Raw genomic sequence first — 19,981 nt, 5'->3', positions numbered from 1 at the left:
TCGTCCAGCGAAACGCGCCCCGCCCTGCGCCGCGTCAGCGCCGCACGGAGAAGAGGGCCCACTGCCCGTCGCGCGCGGCGAGCTCGAGCCGCTCGTGGGCGAGCAGCGCGGGCGAGGGCGAGCGCAGGAGCACGTAGTCGAACCTCGTGAGCTCCGGGTGGCGGAGCCAGCTCGGGCCGAGCCCTGGCATCGGGTTCTTGCCGCCCACGTACTGAATGAAGTTCATCCCGTAGCCTGCATAGGAGCTGTTCGGCAGGCCGCCGTGGCGCACCGTGGCGATCTCCTGGATCGCGCGGAGCGGCTTGGCGGGGAACGCCTCCGTCGCCCCCCACGCGTCGAGGGGCGCCAGCAGCGTCTGGCCGTGAGAGAGCCTGTCGATGAGCCGGGAGGCGCCGACCGTCTCTCGATGGAAGTCGGCGAAGCGCCCGCAGAGGTAGAGGAGCAGGGCGCCGCCGCCGATCGCCATCGAGGCCAGGAGGCCCGCTCTCGGCGCGGGGCGCGCCGGCAGGGTCCAGGCGAAGGTGAAGAGCAGCGCGGCCATCCAGGGGTGCCGGTTGTTGATCCCCTCGACCCCGAGGCAGTACGAGGGGAGGACCAGGTGACAGACCACGCTGGCGAGCGCGAGCACGGCGAACGCGTTCGGGACCCGGTACCGGGCGGCCGGGGACTCGGGCGACGCGTGGGGCGCGGCGGGCTCAGCGGTGGCGCCGGCGACGACGAGCAGCGCGAAGAGGAGCACGTAGCCGACCGAGATCGGGAGGAGGACCCCGACGAGCTCGGGGAGCTGCGCTGCGTTCTCGAAGAAGGGTGGCCACGCCGCGACAGGGCGGGGGACCGGGGCGCCGGAGGGCCTCGTGAGCACCGACCTGCCCACCCAGACGGCGAACAGGGCGAGCGACGGCGTGAGCGGGAGCAGCGCCCGCCATCGCTCCCGCGGCCCCGGCGCCCGCCAGAGCGCCCAGAGCAGCGTGACGTCGAGGAGGAGCTGGGCCAGCGCGAGCGCGTGCCACAGGAGGAGGGCGACCGCGATCGCGGCGAGGCCGACGCCGAGGCGCGGGGTCGGGCGATCGAGCCATCGCACCGCGACGGCCAGGCCCAGCACGACGAGCGGAGGGGCCGTCGCGAACGCGAAGAAGCCGCCGCTCACCCAGTACGAGTGCACGAGGGGGAAGACGAGCAGCACGCACCAGCGATCCCGCCGGAGCACGCGGAGGAGGAGCATCGAGGCGGCGGGCAGGGCGACGGTGTACGCGGTGAGGAGGACCTTGCCCGCGATCTCGATGGAGCTCACGGCCGCGATCGCCCGCGCGAGGACGATCGGCAGGACGAGCGGCGCGATGGGCCATCCTGTCGTGTAGGTGCCGTGAAAGGGCGAGGCGGGATCTCCGTGGTCCTGGAACGCTCGGACGAACGTCAGGAACGGTGGGTAATCCATCATCGGCAGGAGGTCGGTCAGCCAGAAGGGCACCGCCGCGAGGAGCGTCAGCGTGAAGACCGTCGCTCCATAGGCCCAATGAGCCCACGGGAATCGTGCGCTGGGACGTTCCATGGCCTGGTCGAGGGGATGCCACGATTTTCTGTTCGCTCCGTGCCGTCAAGCCCTCGATTGCAGGCCGCCGCGCCGTACGCCGCCCCGGCAGCGCGCAGCGCACGATCACGACGCTCGACGCTGCTCGCGCGATGGAACCAGCACGACGGCGGGACGAAGCCCCATCGATCCACCGCCTCGATCCGGTCCCGGCGGGGCGCGCTGCTTCGATCTCGATACGCAAGTCCTTGCACAGGTGCGCAAGCACCCGCTGCGCAGGTGTGGACTCCATCGCTCCGCGCTTGACCTCTGGACCGCGAAGTCACGCCATCGCGCATGCGGCACGTCGCTTGCCAATATCGGACACCGAAACCGGACGCCATCCGCGTCAGTACCAGCAGTCGAGTCGGTCCGACCCGCCGTGGAGGTCCCGTGGCGCCGTCCGGCGGAGCTCACTGCGGCGCTGCGCGCCCTCGCCTGACCCGAGAGGGAAAGGCATGAACGAGAGGTACTTGTAAGATGAGTCATCTGTCTACGGAATCTCGTGGTCTCCTTCACGGCCACGGCACGCTTGGCCTCCTCGTCCTGTCGCTCGCGTCGGCCGGGTGCGCCGCCGGCGCGCCTGCGGGAGACGAGATCTCCGAGCAGGTCGGTGATACGGAGGTGAGCTTCGACGAGTTCGAGGCTCGCACCTACCGTGAGCCGGAGAGCGGCGTCTACATCGTCGATGGCGACATTCCCCTCGAGGGCCTCGACGGGCTCGAGGACTTCTATGAGCGCCACGTCCAGCGCGGAGCGCTCATCATCGATCAGAGCCGTGGGAGGGACGTGAGGTGGAGCGACAGGGAGAAGCGGAACCTCAGCTACTGCGTGAGCGAGGCGTTCGGTGACGACCATGGCGCGGTGGTCTCCGCGATGGAGAGCGCCGCCGCGGCGTGGGGGGAGGTGGCGGACGTCCGCTTCGTTCACAGGGCGGACCAGGACGGCGCGTGTGATGCGCGCAACAAGAGGGTCGTCTTCGACGTGCGCCCGGTCGAGGGGCAGCCGTACTACGCGCGCGCGTTCTTCCCTGACAGCTCGCGCCGCGCGCGCAATCTCCTCATCGACTCGGCCGCCCTCGGCCCGCTCGATCTCTGGACGCTCACGGGCGTCCTGCGGCACGAGCTCGGCCACGCGCTCGGGTTCCGGCACGAGCACACGCGGCCCGAGGCGGGCGCCTGCTTCGAGGACGACGGCTGGCGCGCCCTGACGCCGTACGACGCGGGCTCGGTGATGCACTATCCGTGGTGCAACGGCACGAACTGGGGCGACCTCGACCTGACGGAGAACGACGCGCGCGGCGCCGCGGCCCTGTACGGCCCGCCCTGCCGGTGAGCTCCGCCCCGCGGCGCGCGCTGCGTCCCGCGCGCGCTGCGTCCGGCGCGCCGCGCCGGCGGGAGCGCTGGCGAGGTAGGGAGCCCGAGGGACCATGGCGCGCGCGCGCCGCGCGTGAGATCATGGCGCGCCATGGATGAGGTCGAGCTCGGCGTCCGGCGGTACTCGGCCGAGGTGGTCGCGCACCGCCACGCCCACCACCAGCTGGTCTTGCCTCTGGAAGGCGCGATAGCGCTCTCGATGGACGGTCGAGAGCTCATGGCATCCGGGCTCTCGGGTGCGCTCGTCCCGTGTGACACCCGCCATGCTTTCGCGGCGCCGGACCGGAATCGCTTCCTCGTCATCGATGTGCCGCCCGCCTCCGCGGAAGCTCTCGGCGCCACGCCGTGGTTCGAGCGGATCGCCGGCGGGTCGATCGCCCTCGACGCCGCTGCTGCGCACCTGGTCCGGACCGCGGCGGACGAGCTCGACGGGGGCGGCTCGGTCGCGCTGCGCCGGCAGTGGGCGGGGCTGCTCGTGCTCACGCTGGCCGAGCGCGGGGCGCGCGGCGCGCTCGGCGCGCTCGGCCTGACGCGCGCCCCGGAGAAGCTGCGCCGCGCGCTGCGCTTCCTCGAGGACCACGCGCACGAGCCGCTCACCGTCGCCGACGTGGCTGCCCGGGCGGAGCTGAGCCCGGGGCACCTCCACCATCTGTTCCGCACGGTCCTCGGGACGACGGTGCAGGAGCGCATCGCGGATCTGCGCCTCGCGCGCGCGACCGACCTGCTGTCCCGCACCGAGCTCGGGATCGCGGAGATCGCGATCCGCTGCGGCTACGCCGACCAGAGCTGCCTGACCCGCAGCCTGCGGCGCCGCCGCGGCGTGACCCCGGCGGCCCTGCGTCGCGCGGTCCGGGCCGAGCGTCGGGGCGAGCCGCGGCGCGGGCGAGCGTAGCCGGGCCGCGGGCGCGCAGCCCAGGCGCAGCGAGCCGGGGCGCGGGCGAATGTCGCTGGGGCGCGAGCCCGGAGTCCCGGCACAGGACGGCGGAGCCTGAGCCAAGACGGCGGCCGGCCGGCGCGCCATGTTCGGCGCCATGTCGGACACGACCCACGGCGCCGCCCTGTCGGACGCAGCGATGGCAGCGACGCCAGCGGCGCGCCTCTCGCGGCGAGCCGCCACCCTGGCGGGCGTCGCGGCGATCGGGCTCTGGGGCAGCCTCGCCCTGCTCTCGACCTCGGTGCGCAGGTTGCCGCCGCTCCAGGTGCTCTCGTCGACCTTCGCTGTCGCGGCGCTCCTCGGCGCGGCGCGGCTCGCCCGGCGCGGCGGGGGCGGCCTCGGCGCGCTGCGCCAGCCGCTCGGCAGCTGGATCCTCGGCGTGGGCGGCCTGTTCGGTTATCACGCCCTCTATTTCTATGCGCTCTCCGCCGCGCCGCCCGTGCAGGTCAGCGTCCTCTCGTACCTGTGGCCGCTGCTCATCGTCCTGCTCTCGGCGGCGCTCCCCGGCGGGCGCCTGCGCGGCAGGCACGTGGTCGGGGCGCTGCTCGGGCTCGCGGGCGTCTGGACGCTCGTCGCCGGCGGGGGCGCCGTCCGCCTGAGCGCCACCCACACGCCCGGTTACCTGGCCGCGCTCGGCTGCGCGCTCCTCTGGTCGACGTACTCGGTGCTCCAGCGCCGCTTCGCCGAGGTCCCTGCCGACGCCATCGCAGGCTCCTGCGCCGCGACGGCCGCCCTGGGCCTGGCCGGGCACCTCGCGTTCGAGCGCACGGTCGTGCCGACGGCCGGAGAGGCGCTCGGCCTGCTCGCGCTCGGGCTCGGCCCCGTGGGGGTCGCGTTCTTCGCGTGGGATCACGCGACGAAGCACGGCGACGTGCCGCAACTCGGGGTGCTGTCCTACGGCGCGCCGATCCTCTCGACGCTGCTGCTCTGCGTCGCCGGCCACGCCGAGGCGAGCGCCCAGCTGCTCGCCGCCTGCGCCCTCGTGGCTGCCGGCGGCCTCGTGTCGACCGCGCCCGCGGCGAACGTCAGCACCGGGACCCGCGGGCTGTCGACGTTCACACGCTGGATCACCCGTCCTCGATCGCGGCGCTGACGCGCCCGTGATCGAGGGCGCTCTCTTTCGTCGCGGCTCGTGGCTACGCGCGGCGTGTGGGGGTCGGCTCGTCGTCCACGAGGCCCGCGTTCGCGCTCGGCGTCGCGAACACCCCCTGCACGTCGTCGGCCGGAGCCCAGTGCCCCGCGCACATGAGCGAGCCCCCGGTGATCTCGGGCTGCGGCGAGAGGCGCGCCTGCACGTCGTCCGCGTGCACGCACACGTTGACGTGCACGCGCGGATCCGCTTCCGGTCGCTGGGCCAGCGCCCGGTGCACGGCGGTCGCGAGCTCGATCGCCGCGCGCCGCTCCCGTAGCTCCGCGGCGGCGTTTGCCGGGAGGAGGCGAACGCCGAGCACCTCGTTGCCGGTGATCGACGCGAGGAGGAAGCCTGCGCGCGAGAGCTGCGACTCGGCGATGTCGAGCACCCGACCGATGTCGAAGGTCAGCGCGTCGTCGAGCTCGCCGGCGTCGCCGCGGGTCCGGACCTCCAGGTAGACCGCCACCGCGGGGTGCGTCGGGTCGGGCCCGCTCGGCATGCCCGACGCGGGCCCGCCGATGGCGTCCCTGAGCGCGCGCATCAGCTCCTCGACCGAGCCAAAGCGCCGCTCCCGCCGCTTCTCCATGCACCGCAGCACCACCGCGTCGAGCTCGATGGGCAGCGGGACCCGCAGGCTCGGGGGCAGCGGCTGCTCCTCCAGGTGCTTCCGCACCATCTCATCCATGTCGTGTGTGTGGAACGGCAACCGGCCCACCAGCATGCGATGAAGGAGGACGCCAAGCGCATAGACGTCCACCCGCGCATCGATAGGACCGCCGAGGATCTGCTCTGGAGCCATGATGGATGGCGTCCCGGGCATACGCCCGGCGGTGGTGAGCCATGTCGACCCCTCCTCGGGCGCCATCATCTTTGCGATACCGAAATCGAGCAGCTTGACGGCACGTGGCGGGCTCGAGCAGATGAAGATGTTGCTCGCTTTCACATCCCTGTGAACGATGCCCGCTGTGTGCGCGGCTGCTAACGCTGCGCACACAGGCTCCATCAGCTCCAGGGTCTCGCGCGGCGTGAGCCGCGTCTGGGTCCGGATCAGCGCGTCGAGCGTCTGGCCCTCGAGGCGTTCCATGACATAGAATGGCTGATAGTTGTTCAGCTCACCTACTGCATAGATTTCCACGATGTTGGGGTGGGATATCGACCGCAGCACGTCGATCTCGCGTGCGAACCGGTCGACCACGCGGCGAGAGTGGGCCACCGCCTCGCTCAGCACCTTGACCGCGGCGGGTCTGCCCGATTGGGCGTGCCTCGCTCCGTAGACCACGCCGCAGCCGCCACGCGCGATGAATCCTTCGAGGATGTACTCGCCCGCCAGGGTGCCCGGCGGGAACTCGCCGCGCGTGGCCGACCTCTCGAAATCCGAAAACGGCCTGGTCTCGTCCTCGTCGTCGCTCATCTGCCCCTCCGCGCCGTCCGTCGCGGCGCGTTACAGCTCTGCTGCCAGAGTGTTCTCCAGATCGAACGCATCCTTTACTAAAGCACTATGCAGAAGCATTTCGAAATGGTAACTTAAACTTTGCGGCTACTCGACCCTAAACGCCAAATCGCGGCGATGACAAGGGGGAGCACCATGGTTCTTAGCTGTGCACGAAGTGTTGCGGTCTTCGCATTACCTCTGCTTACCGCTGCCTGCATCGGCGCCGAGATCGACGAGCAGGCGGAGGAGCTCGTCGGGGAGGCCGAGAGCGAGCTCATTGCCGAGAACGGCTTCCTTTCGAACGCGCTGAGCATGAACGCGCTGAGCATGAACGCGCTGAGCATGAACGCGCTGAGCATGAACGCGCTGAGCATGAACGCGCTGAGCATGAACGCGAAGTCGATCATCCAGAACCCGGGACAGTCCGGCGCCATGGCGAGGGACCTCCTGCGCTACGTCGTGAGCTGTTCGCTCCGCACCGACCAGACGTTCTCGTTCTCATGGACCGACAGCAGCGGCGTCATCCACCCGGAGGTGTTCCGCGGCGACCTCGGCTATGCGCACTGGTGGGCGTCCAGTGGCATCGGGAACGATACCTATGTCCAGAGTCAGATCTCGGCCTGCATCGCCGCGCGGGTCAACTGGTACGGTGTCTCGGTGAGGATCTCCCTGCGCAACAACGAGCTGGCGTCGACTCCGGCGGAGCGCGCGGCGTTCCCGGTGAGAGAGGGCGCGTTCTGGGGCAACCTTTTCGCCGCGACACCCTATGTGGGGGCCTGCTACGATTCGGTGGGCTACGTTCGTGCGCGCGAGTTGCAACGCGACTGCGCGGCCGGCCACGTCGAGACCAACCCGACGACCGGGGAGGTCACTTGGCAGCAGTGTGGATCCATGGTGATCTGGGGCTCGTGCAATCAGCTGTGCAACGGGATCGACACCAACGCCGGCTTCTTCAGGGGGTGTGTCACGAACCGTGTCGTCAACCCTTACGCTCGCACGGACCAGGTGGTGACCACGTTCTTGCCGGCCGGCCCCTAGGAGCGTGAATGGGCTCGGAAGCCCTGCGAGACGAGGCGCCGGAACGCGCGACCCGGGAAGCGGGGCGCTGTCCGGCTTGCGGGCGGCGGAACCACGGCGCGTGCCCCGAGTGCGCTCAGTCCGCTCGGCCGCCGTCTGGCCAGTCGTCGATTCCTCCGGAGATCACGGAGGTCGTCCCCGTCGCTTTGCCTCGTTTCCCCGGCTACTGGACCCGCAGGACGCTGGGGCAGGGCGGCTTCGGCCTCGTCTTCGAGGCCGAGCCGGAGGGCGGCGGCGCGCGCGTGGCCATCAAGCTCGCGCGCGCCGATCGCCGCGGCGCCGCCCAGCGCCTCCGGGATGAGGTCGAGGCGCTCTCGGCCATCGGCGCCCCCCACGTGCCGTGCGTGCACGCGTGGGGGGCGCTGGACGACGGCTCGCCCTACGTGGTGATCGAGCACATCGCCGCGCCCACGCTCGCCTCCCGCCTCGCGGCGCGCCCTGCTCCGCAGCTCGAGGAGGCCGCCCGGCTCGGGCTCGCCACGCTCGCGACCCTCGAGGCCGTGCACGCGCGCGGCTACGTGCACTGCGACCTCAAGCCCGAGAACATCCTCGTCGATGAGGCGAAGGCGACGCTCATCGACCTCGGCATCGCCCGCGTCGTGGGGTGGCGCTACGACGGGCAGGACGAGGACCTCGCCGTGGGGACGGCCGAGTACATGGCGCCGGAGCAGTCGGCCGGGTGGCCCGATCTCGACGCGCGCGCCGACATCTACGCGATGGGCGTCATCCTGTACGAGCTCTTCGCGGGCCGGCCCCCGTTCTGGGGGCCGCGCGCGGCGGTGCTGGAGGACCATCGGAGCCGCAGGCCGCCGCGCCTGTCGGCCAGCGCGGCCGTGCCGCGGGCGGTCGAGGAGGTGGTGCACCGCTGCCTGGCCAAGGAACGGAGCGAGCGGTTCGCGAGCGCGAGCGAGCTCCGCGTGGCGCTGGAGCGTGCGCTCCGGGACGAGGTCGCGGCGAGCGCGCCGGAGGGGTCGCGCACCGTGGCCGGCATCGAGCGCCGCGTGATGGGGCTCCTGTTCTTCGAGAGCGCGGCCGATCGCATCGCGGTGCAGCGCAGGCTCCTGGCGCTCGGCGGCGAGCTCGCGCACGCCTCCGGCGCTCGTTACGTGGGCGTCTTCGGCCAGGAGGGGACGGCGAGCCCCGCGCGCCGCGCGCAGCGGGCGGCCGACGAGCTCCTGCGACGCGGGCTGTGCACGCGGGTCCTCATCGATCTCGCGCCTGTGTCGAGCCAGGCGCGCCCGGACGGGACGCGGCGGTTCCTGAGCCCGCTCTTCTCGCGCGCCGAGCGGTGGCCGTCCGCCGCCGGGCCGCTGGGGCCTTTCCTTACGCCCGAGGCGTCGGCCGCGCTCCCCGAGCCGTCGCACGCCGCAGCGGGCGACGAGCTCCCGCCGGGCCTCGAGGATCAGTCGCGGGACGCGACGCGCCCCGGCGGGTTCGTCGGCCGTCGCGACCTCCTCGAGCAGCTCACGCAGAGCGCCGAGGAGGCGCTCTGCATGAAGAAGCCCACGGTCGTCTCGGTGACGGGCGGGCCCGGCCTCGGGAAGAGCCGCCTCTTCGTCGAGCTCGGCAAGCAGCTCCGGGAGCGCCTGCCGCACGCCCGGATCATCGAGCTGCGCGGGCAGGAGCCCACGAGCGGCGCGTCGGACGCGACGCTCCACGAGCTCGTGCGCAAGGCGCTCTGCGTGCCCGAGCAGCCCCCGGAGAGCGGCGTCCGCGGGGCGCTCCCGGAGTCGCTCGGTGCCGTGCTCGGCGAGGAGCTCCGCTTGGGGCTGGCGATGGCGCTCGGATGGGTGGACGAGCAGACGGGCGTCGACATCTTCCCCGAGCTCGAGGCGCTCCGGGCCGCGCCAGGCGCGCTTCGCTCGGCGCGCGTGCGGGCGGCGGGCGAGTGCCTGCGCCAGTGCGCGGCCGCGTCGCCCGTGATTGTCCTCCTCGACGACGCTCACTTCGCCCACGACGCGGCGCTCGCCGCGCTCGAGTACGCGGCGCTCGCGGACGAGGCCACGCCGCTGTGGATCTGCGCGATGGGACGCCCGGCGTTCGTCGAGGCGCACCCCTCGTGGGGCGAGCGCGCCGCGCGACACGAGGCCCTGCGGCTCGAGCCGCTGGACGATGAGAGCGCGCGGGCGCTGTGCCGGCGGCTGCTCCTGCCCGCGCGGGACGTGCCGGAGCCGGCGATCGATCGCCTGCTCGAGCGCTCGCAGCGGGTGCCGCTCCTGCTCGTGGAGCTCGTGCACGGGCTCAAGCGCGAGGGGATCCTGCGCCGGCACCGGCGGGGCGACGCGTGGTACCTGGCGACCGACGAGCTCGAGCGCCTCCCTGTCCTGCCGTCGTTCGATCCGCTGGCGCAGGCGGAGATCGCGGCGCTCGGGCCGGCGCTCGGGGCGCACGCGCGGCTCGTCTCGCTGCTTGGCGCAGAGGTGTCGATCGACGAGATAGCGGGCGTGCTGCGCCAGCTGGATCTCCGCGGCGACGGCGCGGCCTTCCCGCTCGATGCGCGCGTCGGGACCGAGCGGTTGCTGAAGGTGGGCGTGCTGGTCGGCGATCGGAAGGACCGGCTGCGCTTCCGTCACGCGCTGGTGCGGGAGGCGGTCGCGCAGAACGTCGCCGAGGTCGAGCGGCGGCGGATCCACCTGGCTGCGTACGAGCACCACCGCGAGGCGGCCCACGAGGGCCGGGAGCAGCGGCGGCTCAGGATCGCGCACCACGCAGCCGAGGCGGGGCTCGCGACGGTCGCGGAGGACGCTTACCTGGAGCTCGCCGAGCGGGCGCGGGCGCGGCACGCTTACGTGGAGGCGGAGCTCTACTACAGCCGGGCGCTCGCGCAGCCTGTCGAGGCGCCTGGGGTGCGGCGGAGGAAGGCGTACCGGGGCCGGGGGCTGATGCGCTACCGGCTGGGCCGCTACCACGACGCGCTCGGGGATCTCGATCGCGGGCGCGCGATGGCGGTCGAGGAGGGCGACGTGATCGAGCAGATCGAGATCCTGCTCGACGAGGCCACGGCGCTCGACTGGATGGACGACTACGGCCGATCGAAGCAGCGCGTGGAGGACGCGAGGGCGCTCGTCCGCGACGATCTGCCGCCCGCGCTGGCAGCGCGGCTCGCGATGGCGGCGGCGCGCTCGCTCCACCGCGAGAGCCGCGATGAAGATGCGGCGCAGCAGTTCGAGCGCTCGGCGGCGCAGGCAGAGGGGCTAGGCGACGAGGGCTACGAGACGCTCGTCGTGTCGTTGCTCCTCCTGGGCTTCATCTACCCGGGGCTGGGGAAGCTGGACGAGGCAGGCACGGTGCTGAACCGTGCGGTCCGCATGTGCGAGGAGCGCGGCGATCTCCTGCATCTCGGACCAGCGATCAACGCCCGGGCGCTCCTGCGGGCCTGCCTCGGGGACAGCGCGGGGATGATCCTGGATTTTTGTCGACTGCTCACCCTCTCGCGCGAGCTGGGTCTCGCGCTCATGGAGCTCGTGAGCGAGTTCAACCTGGGAGAGTACCTTTACCTGATGGGCAATCTGGACAGCGCCGTACCGCACGTGGAGCGGGCCGTGTCGCTGGAGCGCCAGCGGTGGGGGGAGGGGATACGGCCGGTGATCCAGCTCCTTCAGGCGAGGCTGCTCCTTTACCAGGGCGAAGAGGGCAGGGCGCGGGAGATCATCGAGCTCATCCGGGCTCAGCAGGCGAAGGCCGCCGCGGCGGGGTGCGAGCACACGGCGATGACCCCCGCGGAAGAGGTGCTGTGGTCGATGATCGACCTGGCGACGCGGGAGGCGAGCGACGAGGAATGGGACGAGCTCGAGCAGCGGTCTGCTCGCCACTTTGTGGGGCAGGAGCAGATCGAGGTCATCGAGGCGCGAGCGCGGGCGCGCTCGCGGCGCGGTCTCCACGAGGACGCAAGCGCGGCGCTGGCGAGGGCGATCGAGGCGGCCGGGAGGATCCCCAACGTGATGCGGGAGCGGCTCGAGCGGCAGCGAGGGAGCTAGCCCGGATGCTCCATGAGCCGCTTACGCCGGCTCGTGCCCCACGGATTCAGCGCCACGCGTACGAGAAGCTGGCCTCCAGGTGGCTCGTTGCTTCGCGCAGCGCTCGCAGAAATTGACGGGATTCATTGGCCGACTCACCGCGGGACAGCCGCCGCGGCGCGGCGCGGTGGGTCCTCGCGGTGGGCGACGCCCGTGACGGCGCCCTTGGCGTTTGGATGCGCAGCGGGATCGCCCGTCGCGTCGAACAGGGCGAGCGACCTCGAATAATCGAGCGCCGCCCCGGCGGTGTCGCCCCGCTCGCAGCGCAGATCGGCGCGCGCGTGGAGCACCGCGGCCTGCCCCGCGCCGTCCCCGAGCTCCTCGAAGAGCCGCAGCGCATCCTCGTAGTCGCGCTGCGCGCCCGGGAGCGCGCCCCGCTGGCGGCGCAGGTCGCCGCGGGCCTTGAGCGCGGCGGCCTCGCCGCGGCGATCTCCGCTGTCCCGGTACAGCAGGATCGCATTGCCATAGTCGCGCGCCGCGAGCGCCGTCTGCCGCTCTCGCAGGCGCAGGTCGCCGCGGGCCTGCCACGTGCGCGCATGGGTCTGCTCGCACCCGAGCGCCCGGAGGAGATCGGGCTGCGCGAGCACCTCGCGCGCGGCGTGGGCGGCGCGCGAGCTCGCCCCGCGACGCTCATCGCGGCTGCTCGGCGGGGGCGAGCGCAGCTGGCTGAGGACGCGCTCCTCCACGCCCTCGAGGATGTAGAGCGCGCGGTCGTAGGCGCGCGCGGCGCCCGCGAGGTCCCCCTCCCTGAAGCACAGATCGCCCTGCGCCTTCAGCACGTTGGCCTCGCCCAGTCGATCGCGGCAAGCCCTGAGGAGCGTGAGCGCGCACCCGTAGTCGCTCTCCGCCCCCGCCAGCTCGTCCTGGTCGAGCCGGAGGTTGCCGCGCGCGAGCAACCCCATCGCCTCTCCGGCCCGGTCGGACGCCGCCCTGAACAGCGACAGCGCCCGCTCATGATCGCGGGAGGCGGCCGCGATGTCCCCCTGCCGCCGGTGCACGTCGCCGCGGAGCAGGAGCGCCGTCGCCTGGCCACGCCCGTGCATGGCCGCCTCGAACCCGGCGAGCGCTTCGCCGTAGTCCGCCACGGCGGCCTCGAGCGCGCCCTCGGCGAGGCGCCGGTTGCCGCGCGCGAGCAGCTCCTTTGCGTTGCAGAAGATCTCGTCGTCGGCCGGCGGCGAGCTCCGCGCCGCCGCGCGCTGCACGTTCGCGCGCACCGCCTTGCGGAGCACGTCGCGGTGACCCGGGCGGCCGCGCTCGCGAGCGGCCGGCGTCGCGCGGAGCGTCCCGAAGGTGCCGCGCCGCTTGCTCGCGAGCTCGGCGCGGCGCGCGCCCTCGAGCGCCGCGAGCGCGCGCTCGCGCAGCTCGGGGAGCGCGTCGCCCGAGAGCCGCGCCGCCTCGTCGAGCAAGCGCTGCTGGAGCTCGGCCGGGAGCCCGAGATCGACCACCGTGCAGGCGTCGACGAGCGCCCGCGCCAGCACCTCGGCGCCGCGCTCGCCGTCCCGGAACGGCGCGAGGTCGAGGGCCGCGAAGAGCTCGCAGGCGACGCGCCTGCGCGACGCCGCCGCCGGCCGCCCCTCGGCCGCGGCCGTCCAGAAGAGCAGCGCCTGCATCGCGTCCGCCGATCCCCGGTGGAGCGCGTCCCAGCGCCTCGCGTCGGCCGCCGCGTCCTCGCGGGCCGCGGCGCGCACGGGGGGCGTCATCGTGAAGGTCTGCGGGCCCTGCTCGAGCGACACCACCCGCCCATGCACGAGCAGCTGGAGCGGCCGCGCAGCGGAGGGCGCCGGCTTCCCCGCCGCGGCGGCGACCACCTCCAGCGGAACGCCCGCCGCGGGCAGCACGGCGAGCGCATGCACCACCCGGCGCGCCTCCTCGCCGAGCGACTCCAGCGCGTCGCCGAGCACCTGACCCACGATCTCTCCCTCGGGTCCCCCCGGATCCAGCTGCGCCGCGTTCTTCCGCAAATATGCCTCGACCGACATTCCCGTCCGCCGCAGCGTGGCTGCGGCGATCTCGATCGCGGCCGGCAGATACCCGAGCGCAGCGACGAGCGCATAGGCCCACTGGACCTCCGCAGCGGGCGGCGCGTCCGTCCCCCATGCACCCTGGGAGAGGACGGACATCGCAGCGGATACGGAGAGCGCCGAGACGCTGAGCTCGGCCATCTTCCGATCTCCGGACGTGGAGCGGAACCTCAACATATCGCCTCTGTCATTCCAGAAGAGCTGGTTGTCCGAGCAGGCGCCGTCCGGCTCTCGGCCCGCGGCGACATGCCTGCTGGCCCTCAATCAGCCTGGAGATTCACGTCTCGAAGCCTGTGTCGACGAGCTTAGCGCGGCGCGCGACAGGCTCAACGGCCTTCCAGGTTTTCATGCGATCCCCGCGGCGAATCGGCGGCGAACCAGCCCGCGCTGGCACGCGTCCGGCAACGGCTCGCCGATCATGGGAAAGCGCGTTCGACGAAGCGGAACGACGGGATCCTGCGCCGGACGCTCGCTCCTTGTCGCCGGCTCGTATGTCCCCCGGTCGGGTCGAGGAGAGAAGATCCTGCCCATCTGCGCGGGCCCCGCGGCGAGGCGGGGGGCTCGGGCGGAAGGCCGTGGGCGTGAGATCCGGGTCGGAGACGAGAGCCTTTATGTGACCGAGACGGGCACCGGCAAGCCCGCGGTGCTTCTGCCCAGCATGCTGATCGACGGCGCGACCTACCAGCCAGCGGTCGAGGCGATGGCGCGCCGCGCGCGGGTGCTCGTCCTGGAGCTGCCCGGCTCGGGCCGCGCCTCGCGGCTGCGCGCGCCGTGGACCCTGGAGCGGTATGCGCGCTGCGTCGCCGAGGCGTTGCGGGTTTTGCGCCTCGAGCGCGTCACGCTGATCGGCCACTCGCTGTCTGGCGCCGTGGCGCTGATCGTCGCGGCGCTGCACCCCGAGCGGCTCACCGGGGTCGTGCTCGTCGATTCCATCGGATTCAACCCGCCGGGCTCGGTGCTTTCGCTCGTCCTCGCCCGCGGGGCCGAGGCGCTGCTGGAGCCTCGCTTCGTCGCGCGGGGGGCGCCTGCTCTCCTCCACAACCTGCTCTTCCACGCGCGGAGCGCGCTGAGCCTCCTGCGGATCGCCGCGACCGCGGATCTGAGCGGCCATGCGGCGCGCGTGCGCGTGAGGACGCTGCTCGCCTGGGGCGCGCGCGATCTCACGGTGCCGATCGGCTCGGCCCTCGCCATCCAACGCTCGATCCCCGACTCGACCCTTGTCGTCTCCTCGAAGGGAAGCCACGACTGGATCGTGGAGCGACCAGCCGAGTTCGCGGACGCGGTGGCGAGGTTCATGGCGGGCAGCGGCGGAGCAGCCTGAGCAGGGGGGTGTCGTCGAGCGCCGCCATGCGCTACCCTTGTCCCGGCGTTCTTCGGCGTGAACCTCAGGGAGCATGGCGCGCGGCGCGAGCCGAGCCGCCATAGCAGGGAGCGGGGCTTGACTGGTTTGTGGCGCCTGCTGGAACAGGCCGCGAGGTGGGCGCGGCGCGCGACCCCGCTCCTCGCGCTCCTCGCGACGATGGCGCTGTGCCTCCCCGCCCGCGGCGAGGCGGCGCCTGCCGCGGGCCCGGGCGGCGCGGCCGGGGCCCCCGCGCCGCCGGGCCCGCGGCCGCTCCCGCCGATCCCCGGCGCGGGCAAGGTCACCGTGGTCGCGATCTCCGGGACGATCGATCTCGGCCTCTCGCCCTTCCTGGAGCGCGTCGTCGCGGCCCAGGGGGAGGGCGACCTCCTCGTGCTCGACATCAGCACGCTCGGCGGCCGCATCGACGCCGCGCTCGCCATCCGGGACGCGCTGCTCCGGGCGCGCGTCCGCACGGTGTGCTGGGTCAACCCGCGCGCGATCTCGGCCGGAGCGCTCATCTCGCTCGCCTGCGATGTCATCGCGGTCGCCCCCGGCGCCACCCTCGGCGCGGCGACGCCCGTGCAGATCGGCGAGGGCGGCGAGATGAAGCCAGTCGCCGAGAAGGTCGTGTCCTACATGCGGAAGGAGATGCGCGCGACCGCGGAGGCCAAGGGGCGGCGCGGCGACATCGCCGAGGCCATGGTCGACGCCGACGTGGAGGTCCCCGGCCTCGACGAGAAGGGGAAGCTGCTCACGCTGGACGGCGCGCAGGCGCTCGCGTGGGGCGTCGCCGAGGTGCAGGCCGGCAGCGAGGCAGATCTCTTCGGCGCCCTTGGCCGCCCCCAGCCCGCGGAGATCATCCGCCCGCGCCCCAGCTTCGCCGAGGAGCTCGCGCGCTTCCTCTCGGATCCCACGCTCTCCGGGGTCCTCATGACCCTCGGGATGCTCGGTATCCTCCTCGAGCTCTATGCGCCGGGCCACGGCGTCCCGCTGGCCGTCGGGCTCTCCTGCCTCGCGCTGTTCTTCTTCGGGCACCACGTCGTGAAGCTCGCCGGCTGGGAGGAGCTCGCGCTCTTCGCCGTCGGCGCGATCCTCATCGCTGTGGAGATCTTGGTCCCGGGGCACATCGTCCCTGGGGTCGCGGGCGCCGCGTGCGTGGCGAGCGCCCTCCTCCTTTCGCTCCTCGATCTCGAGCGCGTGCCGGTCGACGTCGCCTGGCACGCCGGTTGGCTGCCGCGCGCCCTCGCCTCGGTGTGCGGCTCGCTCGCGGCGACGGCGGCGCTCGCCGTGGGCGGCGCTCGCATCGCGCCGAGGACGCGCTTCGGGCGGCGGTTCGTTCTGGACGCGGCGATCCGTGGCGTCGCCGTCGGAGGACCTCCCGAGGGCTCCGCGGCGCCTGCGTCGCTCGTGGACCGGCTCGGCACGGCCGCGACCGATCTGCGCCCCTCGGGCAAGGTCGCGCTCGACGGCCGCCGCCTGGAGGCGCTCTCGGAGCTCGGCTACGTCGAGGCCGGCGCCCGCGTACGGGTGATCCGCGCGGAGGGGGGCCGGGTCGTCGTGAGGGCCGCGCGCGGCGTGGAAGAAGAGGAGCGCGGAGCGTGACGCCCGCGCTGCTCGTCGTCGCGCTGCTCGTGGTGGGGCTCGTGCTGCTCGCCATCGAGGTGCTGGTCATCCCCGGCGTCGGCCTCGTCGGGCTCCTCGGCGGCGCCGCCGTGCTCGGCGCGGTCGCGCTCGCATGGGCGGCCCTCGGGATCGGCTACGGCCTGCTCGCCCTGGGCGCCGGCGTCTGCGTGACGGGGCTCCTGTTCTGGGCTGTCCCGAGGACGCCGGTGGGCCGCAAGATGGTGCTGCTCGAGACCCAGCGGAGCGGGCGTGGCCCGGACGCGCGGCTCGCCGCGCTTGCCGGCAAGGAGGGCAGGGCGCTCACGCCGCTCCGCCCCGCCGGCACGGTCGAGATCGAGGATCGCGCGGTCGATGTCGTGACCGACGGCCTCTACGTGGAGGCTGGCACGCCTGTGCGGGTCGCGAGCGTGGAGGGGAATCGGGTCGTCGTCGAGCCGCGCGAGCCCTAGAGAGCGCGCGAGAGGCGGCCCTTCACGGACAGGGACGGGTGGAGAGGGATATGGAGATCATCTCGGTCATCGTGATCGGCGGGCTCGTGCTCGTCGCCATCGTCGCGACGCTGTACATGGTGCCGCTCCGGCTGTGGGTCGCCGCGCAGGCGTCGGGCGCCGGGGTCTCGATGCTCACGCTCATCGCGATGCGCCTGCGCCGGGTGCCGCCCGATCAGATCGTCAACGCGCGGATCAGCGCCGTGAAGGCGGGGCTCGAGGGGGTGTCCGTCGACATGCTCGAGGCCCACTACCTGGCCCGCGGCAGGGTGGAGGCGGTCGTCAACGCGCTCATCTCGGCCGGCAAGGCGGGGATGGAGCTCGATTTCTCGCGCGCGGCCGCGATCGATCTCGCCGGCCGCAACGTGCTCGAGGCGGTGGCGATGTCGGTGAACCCGCGCGTCATCGAGACCCCGAAGGTCTCGGCCGTGGCCAAGGACGGTATCCAGCTCCTCGCGATCGCGCGCGTGACCGTGCGCGCCAACATCGAGCGCCTCGTCGGCGGCGCGGGCGAGCAGACGGTGCTGGCCCGCGTCGGCGAGGGCGTCGTCTCGACCATCGGCTCGGCCGACGACTACAAACACGTCCTCGAGAACCCGGATACCATCTCGAAGAACGTGCTCAAGAAGGGCCTCGACGCGGGGACGGCGTTCGAGATCCTCTCCATCGACATCGCCGACGTCGACGTCGGCTCCAACATCGGCGCGAAGCTCCAGACGGAGCAGGCCGAGGCGGACAAGCAGGTCGCGCAGGCCAAGGCGGAGTCGCGCCGCGCGCTGGCGGTCGCCCAGGAGCAGGAGATGAAGGCCAAGACGCAGGAGATGCGGGCGAAGCTCGTCGAGGCGGAGTCGACGATCCCGCTCGCCGTCGCGGAGGCGCTCCGCACGGGCAAGCTCGGCGTCATGGACTACTACAACATGCGCAACGTCATCGCCGACACCGAGATGCGCCAGGGCATCGCCGGCACCACGGGGGGCAAGCCCGATCCCGCCGGGGAGTCGTGAGGTGCCGCCGCGCGACCCACCGAGCCCGCTCCTCGCGTGGCTCGGCCGCCGCGGCGCGCTCGTGCGGCGCTTCGTCCTGGCCGAGGTGCTCGGCCCGCCCCGGGCGCTATCGCCGCGCGCTGCGCGGCCGGAGAGCCGCGCGGCCGGAGGGCCGCCCCCCGACGACGCTGGACGGGCGCCATGCGTGACATCGACCTCGAGAAATACGTCGGCGCCATCCTCGGAGTGATCTGGGCGATCGTCAAGCTCGCGAGCCTGTACGGGAACCTGCAAGCCAGGCGCGCCGAGCGCGCCGCGCGTGCCGCCGCGCGGCCCGGCGGCGAGGACGCCCCGCGGAGCGAACCAGCGCTCGTCGACGTCGCGCCGGGGAGCGATACGGGGCTCGTCGATGTAGCGCCGCCGAGCGCTGCGCCGTGGGCGGGGATGCCGTTCGGCGCCCCGCGCGCGCCCGACGCCGACCGGCTGCGCGTGGTGCTCCTGCGGCTCGCCGAGCTCGAGCAGAGCGCCGCGGCGCTCGGCGAGGTGGTGCGTCACGAACGGGCGAACCGGCGCTTCACGGACGTGCTCCTCGGGTCCGTCCCGCACGAGATCAGGCGCCTGCGCGCCGCCGTCGACGCGGGCCTCACGGCGCGCGAGGCGGAGGCTGCGGCGGACAGCATCGAGCTCGTCGTGGGCGAGATCGCGGTGCTCGTGCGGCAGCGCCGCGACCCGTCGCTCCTGCCCGATCTCGGCGACGCGGACGCCCTCGCCGACGCCTGCTACGCCCCCGTGATCGCGTTCGCGCGGGCGGAGGGGCTGCCGCTCCGGAGCGGAGCGCCGGCCACGCAGCTCACGGATTTCGATCTCGCGATCTGGACGGGCTTCATCCCGACGTCGATCGCGCCCATCTTCCTCCCTGTCGACTTCTTCTCGACCCCGCTGCGCTGGCCGGCGCTCGCGCACGAGATAGGCCACGATTTCCTGGCCTCGGTCGACGGTCTCGAGCCGGCCCTGCGCCGCGAGCTCGGCCTGGGGGGCGAGCGGGTGCGCCCGCTCGCGCCGGACGGCGATCGCATCGGGGCTCCCGCGCTCAGGCGGGTGTTCGGCGTGTGGTTCGAGGAGATCTTCTGTGACGTCTTCGGCACGCTCATGTTCGGCCCCGCCTACGTGCTCACGATGAGCGAGCTGTTCTTCCAGGAAGACGAGCCGTATGCGTCCATCGCCGTCCAGACGGACGTGACCGGCGCGCGTTATGACGAGCACCCTCCGCCGCACCTGCGCGTGCTCATCGGGTGCATGGTCCTCGAGCGGGGCGGGCTCAACGAGGACGCGCGCGCCCTGCGGGAGGCGTGGGCGCGCCGCCACGCCGAGGTGAGCCTCGATGACCTGCTCTTGCCCGTGAGGGGCGCCGTTCGCCCCGTCTCGCTGGCGCCCTTCGCCGCCATGGCCGCGTGGATCGTGGAGCGCCTCTATGCCGGCCCGCTCACCGCCCTGTCCGGCTTCGGTCTGCAGGACATCAGCGGGCTCGACTACGGCCCGCACGAGCGCCAGGAGGCGTCGCGCGCGCGCGACGCGCTGCTCGCCGGCCGGGTCCCCGCCGTCCTCGACGCCCGGGCGCTCCTCGCGGGCGCTGTCCTGGCGGCGCATCAGGCGCCCGCGCAGTCGCTGTCGATCCTCATCAAGGCGCGCGCCGCGATCCCGGCGCTCGGCACGGCCGAGCGACGGCCCGACGCGTTCGGGTCGCGCCTCGACGCGTCCAGCGTCGCGCTGGACCGCCGAACCGTGGCGGAGGCGCTGCTCTTCCGGGAGGTCCTGCTGCCACCGCGAGCGCTCCGCACCCGCCGCCGCGCGCGCCTCTGAGCGACGGTCACCCGCTTCGGATACGGGCCCACCTCGGCGTTTTCGGTGCTCAGCGCACCGGAGTGCGCTTGCGCGCCGAAAACGCCGATCTGGGCCCGTCTCCTGTGCGGGAGACCGCCGCTCTGCTTGG

General features: G+C 73.1%; 13 protein-coding genes. 10 read left to right on the top strand and 3 right to left on the bottom strand.

Annotated elements, in window-relative coordinates:
- Positions 1–34: 34 nt before the first annotated feature.
- Positions 35–1,549 (bottom strand): hypothetical protein, encoded by a 1,515-nt coding sequence (locus tag WMF11_RS30240; protein ID WP_437973165.1) that lies wholly within the window; start codon positions 1,547–1,549, stop codon positions 35–37.
- A 498-nt stretch (positions 1,550–2,047) separates the two neighbouring features.
- Between WMF11_RS30240 and WMF11_RS30235 the strand changes: the two genes are divergently transcribed.
- The 3 genes from WMF11_RS30235 (at position 2,048) to yddG (ending at position 4,970) form a co-directional block, all read left to right on the top strand.
- Positions 2,048–2,902, top strand: coding sequence for a matrixin family metalloprotease (locus WMF11_RS30235; protein WP_437973164.1), 855 nt, complete (start codon positions 2,048–2,050; stop codon positions 2,900–2,902).
- A gap of 132 nt (positions 2,903–3,034) precedes the next feature.
- A complete protein-coding gene (locus WMF11_RS30230) occupies positions 3,035–3,835 on the top strand; it encodes a helix-turn-helix domain-containing protein (RefSeq protein WP_437973163.1) in 801 nt (266 codons plus the stop codon).
- Positions 3,836–3,974: 139 nt separating this feature from the next.
- Positions 3,975–4,970, top strand: a complete 996-nt coding sequence (yddG, locus tag WMF11_RS30225) for an aromatic amino acid exporter YddG (RefSeq protein ID WP_437973162.1) — start codon at positions 3,975–3,977, stop codon at positions 4,968–4,970.
- A gap of 43 nt (positions 4,971–5,013) precedes the next feature.
- Here the strand turns inward: yddG and WMF11_RS30220 are convergent, their stop codons facing one another.
- Complete coding sequence (locus tag WMF11_RS30220; protein ID WP_437973161.1) at positions 5,014–6,420, bottom strand: serine/threonine protein kinase; 1,407 nt, start codon at positions 6,418–6,420, stop codon at positions 5,014–5,016.
- Between the two features lie 174 nt (positions 6,421–6,594).
- On the opposite strand from WMF11_RS30220, the gene WMF11_RS30215 reads away from it, so the two are divergent.
- Together WMF11_RS30215 and WMF11_RS30210 are read left to right on the top strand one after the other, a co-directional pair.
- Positions 6,595–7,479 carry a hypothetical protein gene (locus tag WMF11_RS30215; RefSeq protein WP_437902704.1) on the top strand — a complete coding sequence of 295 codons (885 nt, stop codon included), beginning with the start codon at positions 6,595–6,597 and terminating at the stop codon, positions 7,477–7,479.
- Between the two features lie 8 nt (positions 7,480–7,487).
- Positions 7,488–11,495, top strand: a complete 4,008-nt coding sequence (locus tag WMF11_RS30210) for a protein kinase domain-containing protein (RefSeq protein ID WP_437973160.1) — start codon at positions 7,488–7,490, stop codon at positions 11,493–11,495.
- 134 nt (positions 11,496–11,629) lie between these two features.
- Here the strand turns inward: WMF11_RS30210 and WMF11_RS30205 are convergent, their stop codons facing one another.
- A complete protein-coding gene (locus WMF11_RS30205) occupies positions 11,630–13,696 on the bottom strand; it encodes a hypothetical protein (protein ID WP_437973159.1) in 2,067 nt (688 codons plus the stop codon).
- A gap of 472 nt (positions 13,697–14,168) precedes the next feature.
- Here WMF11_RS30205 and WMF11_RS30200 point away from each other — a divergent pair, with 472 nt between their 5' ends.
- The 5 genes from WMF11_RS30200 (at position 14,169) to WMF11_RS30180 (ending at position 19,851) form a co-directional block, all read left to right on the top strand.
- A complete protein-coding gene (locus WMF11_RS30200) occupies positions 14,169–14,876 on the top strand; it encodes an alpha/beta fold hydrolase (protein ID WP_437973158.1) in 708 nt (235 codons plus the stop codon).
- 117 nt (positions 14,877–14,993) lie between these two features.
- Positions 14,994–16,499 (top strand): NfeD family protein, encoded by a 1,506-nt coding sequence (locus WMF11_RS30195; protein ID WP_437902700.1) that lies wholly within the window; start codon positions 14,994–14,996, stop codon positions 16,497–16,499.
- Positions 16,496–16,969 (top strand): NfeD family protein, encoded by a 474-nt coding sequence (locus WMF11_RS30190; protein WP_437542139.1) that lies wholly within the window; start codon positions 16,496–16,498, stop codon positions 16,967–16,969. Before WMF11_RS30195 ends, WMF11_RS30190 begins: the two co-directional genes overlap by 4 nt.
- Before the next feature lie 50 nt (positions 16,970–17,019).
- Entirely contained in the window at positions 17,020–18,012 is a 993-nt protein-coding gene (gene floA, locus WMF11_RS30185; protein WP_437542137.1) for a flotillin-like protein FloA, read from the top strand.
- Between the two features lie 180 nt (positions 18,013–18,192).
- On the top strand, positions 18,193–19,851 hold the full coding sequence (locus tag WMF11_RS30180; RefSeq protein ID WP_437973157.1) for a hypothetical protein: 1,659 nt from the start codon (positions 18,193–18,195) through the stop codon (positions 19,849–19,851).
- The last annotated feature ends 130 nt before the right edge of the window (positions 19,852–19,981 follow it).

Origin of the sequence: Sorangium sp. So ce295 (genome assembly GCF_051527405.1) — a bacterium.
Lineage (GTDB): Bacteria > Myxococcota_A > Polyangia > Polyangiales > Polyangiaceae > Sorangium > Sorangium cellulosum_B.
The sequence above is the reverse complement of the archived record's forward strand: the minus strand, read 5'-3'. Positions and strand labels throughout refer to the sequence as shown.

Excerpts from the sequence above, each read along its gene's own strand:
- WMF11_RS30240 (WP_437973165.1), bottom strand. The coding sequence starts at position 1,549 with ATGGAACGTCCCAGCGCACGATTCCCGTGGGCTCATTGGGCCTATGGA.
- WMF11_RS30235 (WP_437973164.1), top strand. The coding sequence starts at position 2,048 with ATGAGTCATCTGTCTACGGAATCTCGTGGTCTCCTTCACGGCCACGGC.
- WMF11_RS30230 (WP_437973163.1), top strand. The coding sequence starts at position 3,035 with ATGGATGAGGTCGAGCTCGGCGTCCGGCGGTACTCGGCCGAGGTGGTC.
- yddG (WP_437973162.1), top strand. The coding sequence starts at position 3,975 with ATGTCGGACACGACCCACGGCGCCGCCCTGTCGGACGCAGCGATGGCA.
- WMF11_RS30220 (WP_437973161.1), bottom strand. The coding sequence starts at position 6,420 with ATGAGCGACGACGAGGACGAGACCAGGCCGTTTTCGGATTTCGAGAGG.
- WMF11_RS30215 (WP_437902704.1), top strand. The coding sequence starts at position 6,595 with ATGGTTCTTAGCTGTGCACGAAGTGTTGCGGTCTTCGCATTACCTCTG.
- WMF11_RS30210 (WP_437973160.1), top strand. The coding sequence starts at position 7,488 with ATGGGCTCGGAAGCCCTGCGAGACGAGGCGCCGGAACGCGCGACCCGG.
- WMF11_RS30205 (WP_437973159.1), bottom strand. The coding sequence starts at position 13,696 with ATGGCCGAGCTCAGCGTCTCGGCGCTCTCCGTATCCGCTGCGATGTCC.
- floA (WP_437542137.1), top strand. The coding sequence starts at position 17,020 with ATGGAGATCATCTCGGTCATCGTGATCGGCGGGCTCGTGCTCGTCGCC.
- WMF11_RS30180 (WP_437973157.1), top strand. The coding sequence starts at position 18,193 with ATGCGTGACATCGACCTCGAGAAATACGTCGGCGCCATCCTCGGAGTG.